Annotated in this window: 14 protein-coding genes and 2 pseudogenes; 7 read left to right on the plus strand and 9 right to left on the minus strand. The window is 56.3% G+C overall.

Annotated features, from left to right (window positions below; translation table 11 throughout):
* Positions 1-569 precede the first annotated feature (569 nt).
* Together RTS12_RS05515 and RTS12_RS05520 are read left to right on the plus strand one after the other, a co-directional pair.
* Positions 570-2,033 (plus strand): deoxyribodipyrimidine photo-lyase, encoded by a 1,464-nt coding sequence (locus tag RTS12_RS05515; protein ID WP_312526276.1) that lies wholly within the window; start codon positions 570-572, stop codon positions 2,031-2,033.
* A complete protein-coding gene (locus RTS12_RS05520; RefSeq protein WP_312526278.1) occupies positions 2,023-2,736 on the plus strand; it encodes a tryptophan-rich sensory protein in 714 nt (237 codons plus the stop codon). Before RTS12_RS05515 ends, RTS12_RS05520 begins: the two co-directional genes overlap by 11 nt.
* A 218-nt stretch (positions 2,737-2,954) precedes the next feature.
* On the opposite strand, the gene RTS12_RS05525 is transcribed toward RTS12_RS05520, so the two are convergent.
* Genes RTS12_RS05525 through RTS12_RS05535 form a run of 3 tightly spaced genes read right to left on the minus strand, consistent with a single transcriptional unit; the run spans position 2,955 to position 6,210 of the window.
* Positions 2,955-4,115, minus strand: a complete 1,161-nt coding sequence (locus tag RTS12_RS05525) for a cyclopropane-fatty-acyl-phospholipid synthase family protein (RefSeq protein ID WP_312526279.1) — start codon at positions 4,113-4,115, stop codon at positions 2,955-2,957.
* Complete coding sequence (locus RTS12_RS05530; protein ID WP_312526281.1) at positions 4,112-4,900, minus strand: DUF1365 domain-containing protein; 789 nt, start codon at positions 4,898-4,900, stop codon at positions 4,112-4,114. Before RTS12_RS05530 ends, RTS12_RS05525 begins: the two co-directional genes overlap by 4 nt.
* Positions 4,900-6,210, minus strand: coding sequence for an FAD-dependent oxidoreductase (locus RTS12_RS05535; RefSeq protein ID WP_312526283.1), 1,311 nt, complete (start codon positions 6,208-6,210; stop codon positions 4,900-4,902). The genes RTS12_RS05530 and RTS12_RS05535 overlap by 1 nt, the downstream gene beginning before the upstream one ends.
* A 122-nt stretch (positions 6,211-6,332) precedes the next feature.
* On the opposite strand from RTS12_RS05535, the gene RTS12_RS05540 reads away from it, so the two are divergent.
* From RTS12_RS05540 to RTS12_RS05550, 3 genes are read left to right on the plus strand one after another with little or no spacing between them, the layout of a single operon-like run.
* On the plus strand, positions 6,333-7,013 hold the full coding sequence (locus RTS12_RS05540; protein WP_312526284.1) for a sigma-70 family RNA polymerase sigma factor: 681 nt from the start codon (positions 6,333-6,335) through the stop codon (positions 7,011-7,013).
* Positions 7,013-7,648 carry a ChrR family anti-sigma-E factor gene (locus RTS12_RS05545; RefSeq protein ID WP_312526286.1) on the plus strand — a complete coding sequence of 212 codons (636 nt, stop codon included), beginning with the start codon at positions 7,013-7,015 and terminating at the stop codon, positions 7,646-7,648. Before RTS12_RS05540 ends, RTS12_RS05545 begins: the two co-directional genes overlap by 1 nt.
* Positions 7,649-7,653: 5 nt before the next feature.
* Complete coding sequence (locus RTS12_RS05550) at positions 7,654-8,382, plus strand: SDR family NAD(P)-dependent oxidoreductase (RefSeq protein WP_312526288.1); 729 nt, start codon at positions 7,654-7,656, stop codon at positions 8,380-8,382.
* On the opposite strand, the gene RTS12_RS05555 is transcribed toward RTS12_RS05550, so the two are convergent.
* Complete coding sequence (locus RTS12_RS05555) at positions 8,383-8,784, minus strand: DUF2177 family protein (protein ID WP_312526290.1); 402 nt, start codon at positions 8,782-8,784, stop codon at positions 8,383-8,385. It abuts the gene before it with no gap.
* Between the two features lie 174 nt (positions 8,785-8,958).
* On the opposite strand from RTS12_RS05555, the gene RTS12_RS05560 reads away from it, so the two are divergent.
* Positions 8,959-9,435 carry a fasciclin domain-containing protein gene (locus tag RTS12_RS05560; protein WP_409455669.1) on the plus strand — a complete coding sequence of 159 codons (477 nt, stop codon included), beginning with the start codon at positions 8,959-8,961 and terminating at the stop codon, positions 9,433-9,435.
* Positions 9,436-9,573: 138 nt separating this feature from the next.
* Here the strand turns inward: RTS12_RS05560 and RTS12_RS05565 are convergent.
* From RTS12_RS05565 to RTS12_RS05590, 5 genes and pseudogenes are all read right to left on the minus strand, one after another.
* Positions 9,574-9,923 (minus strand): annotated as a pseudogene (locus RTS12_RS05565) (DDE-type integrase/transposase/recombinase); the annotation flags it as partial.
* Between the two features lie 516 nt (positions 9,924-10,439).
* Entirely contained in the window at positions 10,440-10,829 is a 390-nt protein-coding gene (locus RTS12_RS05575) for a DUF6481 family protein (RefSeq protein ID WP_312526294.1), read from the minus strand.
* Between the two features lie 30 nt (positions 10,830-10,859).
* Complete coding sequence (locus RTS12_RS05580; protein ID WP_312526296.1) at positions 10,860-11,069, minus strand: hypothetical protein; 210 nt, start codon at positions 11,067-11,069, stop codon at positions 10,860-10,862.
* Between the two features lie 205 nt (positions 11,070-11,274).
* Positions 11,275-11,553, minus strand: a complete 279-nt coding sequence (locus RTS12_RS05585) for a DUF982 domain-containing protein (protein ID WP_312526298.1) — start codon at positions 11,551-11,553, stop codon at positions 11,275-11,277.
* A gap of 111 nt (positions 11,554-11,664) precedes the next feature.
* Positions 11,665-11,871 (minus strand): cold-shock protein, encoded by a 207-nt coding sequence (locus tag RTS12_RS05590; protein WP_312526303.1) that lies wholly within the window; start codon positions 11,869-11,871, stop codon positions 11,665-11,667.
* Between the two features lie 398 nt (positions 11,872-12,269).
* On the opposite strand from RTS12_RS05590, the pseudogene RTS12_RS05595 reads away from it, so the two are divergent.
* Positions 12,270-12,755 (plus strand): annotated as a pseudogene (locus RTS12_RS05595) (transposase); the annotation flags it as partial.

Here is a 12,755-nt window from a genome sequence, read left to right on the forward strand (position 1 = left end):
GATGCGGGACTACCACTCGTTCTGATGGAAACCAGACATGTAAAAGGCGCCCTGAAGGCTATGCCGATCAAGGCAGGCCGGCGGGATACAGAGGGTACTGGCTGAGCCTGTACGGCGAAAGTGGACATGAGTGCTGGTAGGAAAAGGCGGCGGCCAGATCACAATAGCGCAAAAATTCCTTCGCAACGTTGATCCACTGCCATTCTCCAGCCGTATGATTTCTTGCAAGACATTGGGAATAATATGCAGACAGACATTCCACACGATGCGCAGCAACGATTTTTCATGTGCTGCGGAAGTTTCTGGCTCATTTCGATAATGGCGCTCAGATGGCATCTTAGGGCCAAGCTTTCGAGGTCTGTACGTGCTTTCGGTAAGTATCATGCGCGCACCTTGCGGATGTGGAACGAAAGGATATTGGCCCAACGCACGCGTGTCGCAGGACCGGGCTACATCAAAGCATTATTACACTGCTGCCTGTCTCACCTCGAAGGCAGCGCAGCATTCTTTGCAACCGGGCGCTCTGATGGGGTGCATATCCAATTGCCCCATTCAGGTAAGGCCCTTTAATGGCGCGCGCAGGGTTGTGGTGGTTGAGCCGTGACTTCCGGATGCAGGATAATTCGGCCCTGCTTGCTGCGCTTTCAGACGGGCCGCTCCTGCCGATCTTTTTCATTGATCAATTGACGCTCGCCCAAGGGGCCGCAAGTCGATGGCGGTTGGAACGGGGAATGCGCGCCTTGGACGCAGCTTTGCGCAAACGTACTGGCGGGCAAGGTCTTGTTGTGCTGCGCGGCGAGCCGGATGTGATTTTGCCGCGCATCATGTCGAGCCTTGGGCTCCACAATCTGCATCAATCCGATTGGCCTACCCCCGGCATGAGGCAGCTACAGCACAGGGTTGAGGCAGCGCTTGATCCTATAGGCGCACGGCTTTCACGCCACATGGGCCATCTTCTGATCCATCCAAGCCGCATCCGAACAAATACTGGCACCACCTATAAGGTCTATTCGCCCTTCGCACGGGCTTTGCGGCGCGAAGGTCCCGACCGCCCTGTGGGCGACGCTCCCGCGCATATAACCGCCTTTAGCGCGGCTTTTCCCGAGATCGGGTTGGAGCCCGTAGACCTTCCAACCCTCGATCTTGCCCCCGATCTGCAGAGGGGTCGGCCGGCACTGGAACATTTTGCCTTGCCCGCAGGCGAAAGCGCCGCCCATCACAGGCTAGACGCATTCTTTGAGCGTGCGCGGTCCTATAGTGCAGGTCGTGATCGCCCGGACCTGGAGGCGACCTCCAATCTGTCGGAACATCTGGCTTTGGGTGAAATCAGCCCTCGCAGCCTTTGGGCCATTGCCTCGCTGAAGGTCGAGTTGGATCCTGCATCGGCCGCTGGAATCACTCATTTCCTGTCTGAAGTGGCCTGGCGCGAATTCGCCTGGCATCTTCTGATCGAGGCTCCTGATCTGCCGCAATTATGCTGGCGGCGTGAATGGGAAGCGTTTCCTTGGCGCAAAAATGGGGCCGCGTTGCAGCGCTGGCAAAAGGCACAGACCGGCGTTGCCTTGGTCGACGCGGGTCTGCGGGAGATGTGGCTGACCGGGCGTATGCACAACCGAGTGCGTATGGTGGTGGCAAGCTGGCTGACCAAGCATCTGCTAACCGATTGGCGTGCAGGTCTTGCACATTTCGAGGATTGCCTGACCGATTGGGATCCAGCGGCCAATGCAATGAACTGGCAATGGGTTGCGGGCTGCGGCCCCGATGCATCGCCCTATTTCCGCATATTCAATCCCATGCGCCAACAAGAACAATTCGATCCGCACTCAATCTATTGCAAACGCTGGCTGACGGGGTTCGAAGGCTCCGCGACACCAGAGGCCGGATTCTGGGCGCAAAGCATCCCCTTTAGCTGGGGAACAGCCGAAAAGTGGCGTGCGGGCTCTAGTAAAGACCTTAGCACCGGACGCGAGGCCGCATTGCAGGCCCTGTCGCAATTCCGCACACTATTGGAGGAAAGCAGAGATGACCTTTAGTATCCGTAAGATCATTCTGCTGGGCCTTACAATCGCCTTTGCACTCGGACCAATTTTCTCGAACGGATTCGGCGGCTTTTCCGCCGAAAGCTTTCCGGTCCAGCTAGAGCGCTGGCCAGCGCAACCCGCAGGATGGGCGTTTTCTATCTGGGGTTTGATCTATCTGCTATTGATCGCGACGAGCGCGGGGTCAGTCCTGTTCGCTCAAGGATCCGATCGGTGGAATGGGCTGTTCTGGCCTTTGGGGCTAAGCCTTGCTCTGGGCGTTTTCTGGGTGGAAGCTGCAATGCGATCCCCCTTGCTGGCAACCGCGATGATTCTTCCCATGGCAGCAACCGCGGTTCTCGCAATGCTGAGGCTGCGGAACATTTGGCAAGATTGGCTGGCGGTTGGACTTTACGCAGGCTGGTTAACTGCAGCCACCGGGGTTGCGATTTCCATCATAGTCAGTGGTTATGGCGTTATGTCCCCGCGCGCGGCGGCAATCCTGCTAATCCTTGTGGTGCTGATTGTTGCCTTTGTAATCACACAGCACAGACCCTATATCATCAGCTATCGCGCCGGAGTGATTTGGGCCCTGATCGGGGTGATCGCCGCAAATATCCAAGCTCAGGACTACATCATCGCAGGTCTAAGCTCGGTGGGTATCGCTACTTTGCTCATTGCAGGACAAATCTTCAGCAAGCGCCAGGGCCAAAGCTAGGAAGTTAAGAAAAGACGAGCTCAAAGCTCAAACGATGACGGCCCCTGATAACAGTTCCTGTCTATCCTCGTTTACAACCCATTGCGTCAAATTATGCTAAAACGCTAATCGCTAATCGCATTTGTTTAACGGAATTGTGGCTTAGAATTGAGGTGGCCAGCGTTACTTTCTGGACAGCTCGCTCTTTCTGGTGTGGCGGTTAAACAATCAACGATGCTTTAGGCCCTGTGGGTGAATTCCATCTGCACAACGTCCGTCCGCTTGGTGGCGAATGCCGCTGCACAGCCCAACAGATAAAAGCTCCAACCGCGCAGGAAGTCGTCTCCGTAACCTATCCTTTTGATGCGCGGCAGCTCTGCCTGCATCCGTTCCGCCCAGATCTGGCAGGTGCGGGCGTAATCCGCACCGAAAGAGAAATTATCCTTTAGAACCAAACCAGCTTTGCCCGCGGCATAGGTCATCGCGCTGTGGCAGGGCAGCATGCCGCCCGGGAAAATATGCTGACGAATGTAATCAGACCGCTGACGATAGACCGAAAACTGCTGGTCTGGCACAGTGATTGCTTGGATGACTACCCGCCCGCCTTGCTTCAGCCGTGCAGAGATCGCGTTGAAATAGACCTGCCAATTAGCCTCGCCGACGGCTTCGATCATTTCGACCGAAACGATATTGTCGAATTTGCCTCGGGTCAGACGATAATCTTGCAGGCGGATATCCGCGCGTCCATCCAATCGCGCATCGGCGTAACCCGCTTGCGAGGGCGACAGCGTCACCCCCGTGACATGATGTCCCGCCTCGGATGCCGCTTCAGCAAATCCGCCCCAGCCGCATCCGATTTCCAACACGCGCTCGTCGCCCGACAGCTTTGACAGAATACGGGCATTCTTGCGCGCTTGTGCGGTTTCCAAATCATCGCCCGCGTGGAACAGACCCGATGAATAGGTCATGCCCTGATCCAGCCATAGCTGGTAGAATTCATTCCCCACATCGTAATGGGCCCGGATATTGCGGCTTGCGCCTTTCAACGAGTTATTGCGCAATACACGGTCAATCAGCCGCAGCTTCAGCCGCGCAAGACGCGATTGGCTGCCATAGGCTTCCAGCGCATCGATGTTGCGGATCAAAAGCTGCAATAGCGGCTCAAGCGTCTCGCTATCCCACAGGCCTGCGACATAACCCTCCCCCAGAGCGATATCGCCTCGAGCCGCAAGGGCGGGCAACAATCGCCAATCGCGCAGATGCATCTCAACCTCTGGGCCCTCGTTACCGAAATGGTGCGTTCGGCCTTCCGGGGTGCGTAGGGTCAGCCTGCCGCCCTTGATCCTCTCAAGATCCCGCATGAAACGCGATTGTGCACTGGTAGAAAAAGCAAAAGTCATAGGCTGACGTCCTCATTAGGCGCGGGAGGCAAGGGGCGAAAGCGCGCGCCACGTAATTTCAAGCGAAGGGCTTCGAACAGGATAAGACCGATGATGCGCAAGCCGCCGCCCGGTCGACTGAACGCCGAGACCAACAGCGAGCTTTGGCGCAGGGGGGAAAGGCTGCCCTGCATACGTGCAACTAGACCGCTGTTCGGGCCTTGATGGCGGATCAGGATATCTATGCGATCCTCGCTTAACCCCAAGCGGAACTGATACGCGCCCGCCACATCCTGGAAAGGTGAGACGTGAAAAACCTTATTCGCGCGCAAAAGGCTAGCAGAGGTAATCGGTGAGAGATCGGGGTTGCGGCACAGATAGCCATGGCGTTGGCCATAGGTATTATTGACCTCCGCAAGCATGGCGATCAGCGCATCGTCTTGCCAAAGCAGCCAAAAACTGACCGGGTTAAAGCCCAGTCCCAGCATGCGCGGCTGGGTCAGCAGGCCCAAGGTCATGGTGCGGGACCGTGTAATTCCTGCGACCCCCAGCTGTGCCCAGACCCATGCAGCCCCGTTACCTCTGCCCCGCATGCCGCCATAGTCGCGGTCATTGACCGAAAAGAGGCCAAAGCAGTTTCGCGCAAGCAGGCCTTTGGATTGGCGCATCTGTTCTGGAGAAAACAACAGATAATCCGCGCTATAGTCGAAGGCGTGTCGTAATGCGCCAAGCCTTGTATGCCGAATGGAAGCGGGCATGTGAAAAACTTCACCCGCAGCCAAACGACGGGCAAGTCGGGTGCTCATCACGCGGCCCTGTCCACCAACATGCGTTTCGGCGCCAAAACGCGGCTAATGCGCATGGAACTGGCAAAGCCGTCTTCATGGAAACCATGGCGCAACCACGCTCCGGCGAACCATGTGCCGTCTCGACCCTGCATCTGGGAGATCTCTCGTTGGGCTCGCAGGGCTGCCAGATCGAAGACAGGGTGGCGGAAAACGTGTTCGTCGTACACAAGCCTTGGATCGACATTTTCGGCCGGATTTAGGCTGACGAACAAAGGATCGCTTTCATCGATGGATTGCAGGCGGTTCATCCAATAGGTCACGCCCACGCCGGCCCTATCCGCCGCAACGGGGCTTGGCCCTTCGCGATAGACCCATGAGCTCCAGCAGCGCCGGCGTTTGGGCATCACCGCCGGATCGGCATGTAGAACCGCGCGGTTATCTTGGAAGCGGACGGATCTCAAGGCCACGCTTTCGTCGGGGCGCGGATCGGTCAGGACCCTCAAGGCTTGGTCGGGATGGCAGGCAAAGATGATCTGATCATAGATCGCCTCGACCCCGCGTTGCGCGCGCAAGCTTACCCCAATCGGTCCGCGAGTGACGGCGGCCACCGGCGCGCCCGCGTGCAAGGTCACACCGCGTTGGCGCAAGGCGGTGGTCAGGCGGCGAACATATTCCATGCTACCCCCGTCGACCGTCCACCAGCCATGACGACCGCGCGCTTGCATTAGCCCATGGTTGCGCATGAAGCGGATCAGTGCCTCGGCAGGAAAATCACCGATGCCTGTGCGCGGTGTGGACCAGATCGCGCTGCAGATTGGGTACAGGTAATGCTCGCGGAAGCTAAGGCCTATGCCAAGGTGGTCCAGCAAGGCTTTTATGCTAATATCGGGCTGCCCAGCCACGGCTGCAAAGGCTTTGGAATTAAAGCGAAGGATGTCGCGGATCATGCCCCAGAAGGCCGGATTACCGATATTGCGTCTTTGGCCGAACATCGCATTGCCCGATCGCAGCGCATATTCCAAAGCGCCATCGCCCAAGGATACGCCGAAACTCATATCGCTGCGCTTGACCGGCACGTCCAAATCACGAAAGAGCGCCGTCAGATGGGGGTAATTGACATAGTTGAAGACGATGAAGCCGGTGTCCACCGGCCGATCGCCGTTTTTACCCGCCATTAGCGTGCGGGCATGGCCGCCGAATCGGGGATCGGCCTCGTAGAGCGTCACTTGGTGATACGAAGACAGCACCCAAGCCGCCGCAAGCCCAGAGATGCCGCCGCCAATAACGGCAATGCGTTGCGGGGCGTCTGGGCAAAGATCATATGGCACGAGCGGACTCCATCGAGCAGTTTCGCTTAAGAATACGCGACTTGCGATCAACTGGATCACTGAACGGAAAAATAGTGCGCAGCTGAGTGATCCAATCCCTTCTGGCACCCGTATGATGTGATATGACTGAACAATCGCCCCTTCTTTTGGAAGCTGCTAAGATCGATGCTGCCGTTAAGGTGATGGTCGGTGCGGCGGTTGATCAGGAACACACTCTATTGACGTCGTCAGACCAAGCGCCCGCGTCATCCAATCCGCCCGAGTTGTCAGAACAGACAGTTTGGCTGCTAAAAGTGCGAGATCAACGGGACAGGGCTGCCTATGCCAAGCTGTTTTCCTATTTCGCACCGCGGCTAAAAGCGATGCTGATCCGTGGCGGTTTGCGCGATGGAAGCGCCGAAGATGTGGTTCAGGATGTAATGTTAGCGGTCTGGCACAAGGCCGCGCAGTTCGATCCGCATCGGTCTGATGCCTCGGGCTGGATCTACCGCATCGCCCGCAACCGCCACATCGATTTGCACCGTCGCGGAAAAGTCTTTGAAGCGGAACTCAGCGAAGACCATACCAGCCAAGACCCCGACAGTTTCCAGATCCTCGCCTTGAGTCAAGAACATCGCGCCTTGCGCGCCGCCGTCGACAACTTGTCCCCCGAGCAAAGCCGGTTGTTGCAAAAGGCTTTTTTCGAAGAAATGCCCCATAGCGAAATCAGCAGCCTGACCGGCTTGCCACTGGGAACAATCAAATCCCGTATCCGTCTTGGTCTTGCCCGCATCCGCCGCGATTTATCAGATCTGAGAGCCTAATGACTGCCATAAAACATCATATCCGCAGTGAGTTACTGGCCGCTTGGGTTTCGGGCAACCTTCCTGAAGTCTTTGCCGTGGTGGTGGCAAGCCATGTTTCGCTCTGCGAGGAATGCCAAGCCGCGACTGAAGCCGCTCAAGCTATCGGCGGAGCGTTGCTGGAACGCATAGCTCCCGTGGACCTGTCAGAGGATGCTTTAACCCGCGCACTGGCAGCCTTGGAACAGCCTGCACCGCCCTTACCTGATATCCGCGCCGCTGGTATTTTCCCCGCGCCCCTCATGCAGGCCCTTGGGGGGCAGCCGCCGAAATGGCGGATACTGGGTGGCGGCATTCGCCAGCAGATACTGATGGCGAACCGTGAAGGGTCGTTGCGGCTTTTGTATATCCCGCCGGGGCGCAAAGTGCCCGAACATGGCCATCGCGGTTTGGAGCTGACCCTGGTTCTGCAGGGCAGTTTTTCCGATAGCGAAGGCATCTTTGGCCTGGGTGACGTTGAAGACGCCGACGGAACGGTGGATCACCAACCCATTGCCGGTCCGGGCGATGCCTGTATCTGTCTGGCTGCGACCGATGCACCGCTGCGTTTCCATGCAATGATCCCGCGCATGTTGCAGCCGATCTTCAGGATCTAGGCGCAATGTCGACTGAGGCGAACATATGGATCATCGGGGCCTCTAGCGGGATCGGGGCGGCTTTGGCGCGGGCTTATGCGGCACAAGGGGCGAATGTCCTGATTTCTGCTCGCAGTGCGCCCGGTTTGAATGACGTCTCCGCAGGTTCGCCGAATATCCGCATTCTTCCGCTGGATCTGGCGCAAGAGGGCGCTTTGCGTGCTGCAGCAGCAGAACTTCCCGGCGCGAGCTTCGACGCGATCTTTTGTACGGCAGCGCTTTATGATCCAGGCAAGGTAGCAGAGATCGAGATGGCCGCGCTGGATCAATTGTTGCGGGTGAATCTGTTCAGCCAGTTTGAACTGGCCCAATGCGCGCCGCCCTTGTTGCGCCAAGGCGGGCAGCTGGTATTCTTCGGATCGGTGGCCGGTTATCTGGGCCTGCCAAAGGGGCAACCTTATTCTGCGACCAAAGCCGCCATCATCAATCTGGCGGAAAGCCTACGTATAGAACTTGCGCCACAGGTAGATGTCAGGCTGGTGTGTCCGGGCTTCGTGGAAACTAGACTGACCGCTAAGAACGAGTTCACGATGCCTGCGATCATCTCGGCCGATGAGGCTGCCGCAAAGATAATCAAGGGCTTGCGCGGGGGCGGCTTCGAAATCCATTTTCCGCGACGCTTCACTTTTTGGCTAAAACTTCTGCGTGTCCTGCCCTATCGGCTATCCTTGGCCCTGACTCGCAGGCTGGGCTGATTATTCCAGCTTTGTCGTCATAATCGCCACTCCCGCCCAAGATGCGATGCCCGTCAGGCAAATGCCCCAGATCAGATCAGTTACCACCTGTGACAATGACCAGCGCGCCAAAGTCGCATAGTTGGTGAATTCATAGGTGCCATAGCACAACGCCCCCAACACCATACCCCCTATCAACGCCTGTAAAGGCGCGCCCGCCCGCACCGCAGGCAGCGACACGAACCACAACAAGCCTGCGACATAGAACAGATAGAACACTGCCGCAGGTGCCAGTCGCAGCGGGCTGGCAAAGAGATCGCCGATATGGCGTTCGAACACAGGGCGGATGATGAAGCGGATACCGATCATATCCAGGCCGAAGAAGACGAGAGCCGTAATCAGATAAAGCCAGATGACCTGCATGAATTCTTCCTTTCGGTTTCATCAGGCTTACGCGGATCATACGGGATTGGATCACTCTTTTCTCTCACGGAGCTGTGAATGTCTTGGTGTGATCCATTCGTTTCAAGAGAACGTAACCACAGCACCAAGGCGATGAGCCGTTTTGGACAATCAAATGGAAGAGGAGCCATTTCTCTGTTCGCAAAAGCTTTCTCCGCTGCTGCCATCAGCCTCGCTCTGGCTGTGCCAGCCTTTGCTGCTCATAAGACCAATATCATCGATACCGCCCGCTCGGCGGGTGGCTTCGACACCCTGCTTGCCGCCGTAGATGCAGCTGGCCTGACCGAGACCCTAAAGGGCGATGGGCCCTTCACCGTCTTTGCGCCCACCGATGCCGCTTTTGCAGCTCTGCCTGCAGGAACCGTCGACGAGCTGTTAAAGCCAGAAAACAAAGACAAGCTGGTAGGAATCCTGACATATCACGTGCTACCCGCCAAGGTGATGTCGACTGATCTGAGCGAAGGCTTGAAGGCTAAGACCGTGGAGGGGTCGGAAGTAACCGTAACCCTTGACGGCGGCGCTAAAGTCGACGGCGCAACCATAAGCGCTGCCGATATTGAAGCGACTAATGGCGTGATCCACGTCATCGACGCAGTGATCATGCCTAAATAAGCATGGATTTTTATGGCCGCTTTCATCCCTGCATTTTTATTTACGATAGCGGCCATAATGCTTATTAGGCTTTACACTCATTGAGTTTCACAGCCAAAAGATGACGTTTGCTGCGAGAATGATGGGTAAGAGTAAAGTCCACGGCCCGCGCCTATGGATGACTTCCGCGTTGAATAGACCGTTGATCATCTCGGCGATGGCGTTGTCGTAGCTGTCACCGACACTGACGAGCGATGTCTCGATGCCTGCTTCTGCCAGCCGTTCACTGTAGCGAATGGACAGATATTGGGGTCCTCTGTCGCTATGATGAACAATCCCCGTCCCTTTGGTCGGCCGCCGGACATGGACCGCCTGCTCCAAGGCATCGAGAACGAACGCGGCATGGGCCGTGGTGCTGACCCGCCAGCTGACGATTTTGCGGGCATAGGCATCAATGACGAAAGCAACGTAAGCGAAGCCCTCCAGGTCGCGGCATAAGTGAAGTCGTTGTCCATTGGGCTCGGACCAATGGCGCCACAATGAAGGACCCCACAACATATTCGGTGCAGGCAGGCGAACCGAGATCTCACTGGAAACACCCGGCGCTTGCCGCAGCCTACCTCAGTCTTCTTGACCCAGTCGTTCAAGGTCTGGGGTGCACAGCCAATCTTCGCCGCGATCGACATCGCTGAGTGCCAGCACGAGCTATGCTGGCCCTCGTTGTCGAGAACCATCCGAACCGCTCGCGCGCGAACCTGAGGGGAAAACTTCTTCGTTGTCTTGCTGATGATGCTCCATCCTACTCAGAGGTTGGAGCCTCCGGCAAACCCGGTACGGTTCAGCCCGTATCTGCTCGGGTATGTGATTTATGGGCCGCTGCGCACCGTCTACTATGACAGCTTTTCTGCCATTACAGATCTTTGAGCGAGGTGTCGTGGCTGGTGCTTTAGGAAGCGCCGCTCAACCACTCGGGGATGCCGTTTCTAATTTCTCACATTGCCCTGGTTCATCCACGATAGCGGAACTTAGGCGGCGATTTGCGCCGCCTTGCGCTTTGCATAGCGAAGATCGCGGGCATTCTTGCGTGCCGCCTCATCAGATAGAACATCCGCAAGGCGCTTATCCTGGGCTAATTGCCTTTCTTCGCTCGCAGCGTGTTCGGCGGCCTGACGGCGTGTCTCTTCTTGGATTGCGGAAGCGGCCTCAGCCATAGCGCGCTGCTGCTCTGCCTGCTTCTCTGTAACGCGAGCTGTGCGACGTGCGTCTCTGGCCCGCGCTACATCCTCACGTACAGCCAGCTTTGCTGCAAGATCAGGCGCAGCAGTTGCCTTCCGGAATCTCTGGAGTAAGTCAGCTTTAGCATTGATCGCACTATTCAGACGGTCCGAGTAATTGTTATTTTTGGTCATTATCATGTCGTTCCTCCGGGATGATGATAGGCCGGATTAATACGGTTTTTTGGGCAGAGTGCTAAAGAGCTTTCCTGCTGCCTCTCTTTCGAGTCGCGCTGTTCTCAAGCGCCGGGTTTTTTCCGTGCGTTCGATGGCCTCATTATCCCAATCCTGCATTGCGCGTGTGCGGTCTAAAAATTGAGATTGCGTCTTGTTGAAAGCAATTTCCGCTGCATTCCATGCGCTTTTATTAGTACCAATCACGATGATCTTCCTTTTCCAGAAAAATTTGCAACTCGTTCTTGAAAGAATGTCCGCGATCGCGGAGAAGCACGAATAGGTAGCTGTTACAGCGCTATAAAAGCGTCTGTCGAATAGTCAGAGTTTCTTACTCTACCGTGGCTGTTTGTGAGCTGGGGATATGCATTAAGTCAGGAACGAGCCAAGACTTGCCCTCTCTAGCCGAGATTCAGGCCATCCTGCGATCCTGGTTGCCCTCAAGGTTCGCTGATATGAAGCCTGCTGATCTAGCCGCATAGTCAAAGGCTTTTCGAGCTACACCAACCGGGACAACGCATTCCATCGCTGCTTCTACGTGCTGCAAGGCTCTGGATCGCGCTTCGTCTGCAATCGGCCATCTCTTCTGCAAGCAGTATTTTACTTGTTCAATAGTACTTAGCTTTAGCACATCCCCTTCAGGCGACGTAACTAAATAATGGGGTTGCCCCCAGTTGATTTCGATCAACACAATCTCTTTCTTAAAGAACGGAAGGGAAATGCGAAGTGCATCTCTACCTTTCCGAGGGAAAGCGGGTCCGGCGCTCGGCCGATCCCACTTTCTGTATCTGCAGGCTGACGTTTAAGTGAGCGCGAGGTTTGTGGCAGATTCGCGGCCATTGCGGTCGGTCTCAAGATCAAATGACACAGCTTGACCGTCATCAAGACCGCGGAGGTTAGCGCGCTCCAAAGCAGAGACATGGACAAAAACATCTCGTTGTCCGTTCTGGGGAGCAATAAAGCCAAAACCTTTAGTTGGGTTAAACCATTTCACGGTGCCGTTGGCCATCGTGATATTCCTTTTGTGGGTGCAGCCCGCGAAATGCGGCTGCTTGGCAGAGCTGACGATCGAAAGTTGAGCCAAAAGGAACAGGTCGAGAAACATAAGATGCTGCGCCAGCATAACCATGTCGCCCAATATTGATAGTGGATAATATCATCCACCCAAATAAAGTCCGGTTAGACATTGTAATATATGGATAATGTTTTTATAGGCGCTTGGGAAACGCTCGTTTCCAACCTGAAATCTCCCTCCCTCATCATCTTTTCTCCTCGCTCCAGACCCATTGATTTCAGGCGTTTGGGGTGATTCATGCTGCGTAAGGAGACCTGGTCGATGAGCAACCTCTGAATAGCCCCATGTTTCGTGGACGCCTTCTTTGCTAATTTTGAGGCAAGGAGGCCATGATGGGCACAGGCACTTTCAGCGACGACTTCAAGCGCGACGCGGTCGCGCAGATCACCGAGCGGGGTTACCCCGTCAGCGAGGTTTCGGAACGGCTCGGGGTAAGCAAGCACTCGCTCTATGCCTGGAAGCGCAAGTTTGCGAAGACGGCATCAGTCGAGACCGCGAAGGATGCCGAGATCCGCACGTTGAAGCGGGAGCTGGCACGGGTTTGCGAGGAGCGTGACATCCTAAAAAAAGCCACCGCGTATTTCGCCAGGGATGCAAAGTGAGATACGCGTTCGTAGCCGAGCATCGGGGTCAGTTTTCGGTGCGGGCGATGTGCCGGAGCCTGCGTATCCAGCCGAGCGGGTTCTACGCGTGGCTGAAGACACCGCTGAGCCAGCGAGCGCAGGAAGACAGGCGCCAGACCGAACTGCTGCAGAAGGCTTGGGCCGAGAGCGGCAAGGTCTATGGCTACCGCAAGCTGCATGACGATCTGGTCGAAC

The sequence above is a fragment of the Paracoccus sp. (in: a-proteobacteria) genome (genome assembly GCF_032007265.1).
GTDB lineage: Bacteria > Pseudomonadota > Alphaproteobacteria > Rhodobacterales > Rhodobacteraceae > Paracoccus.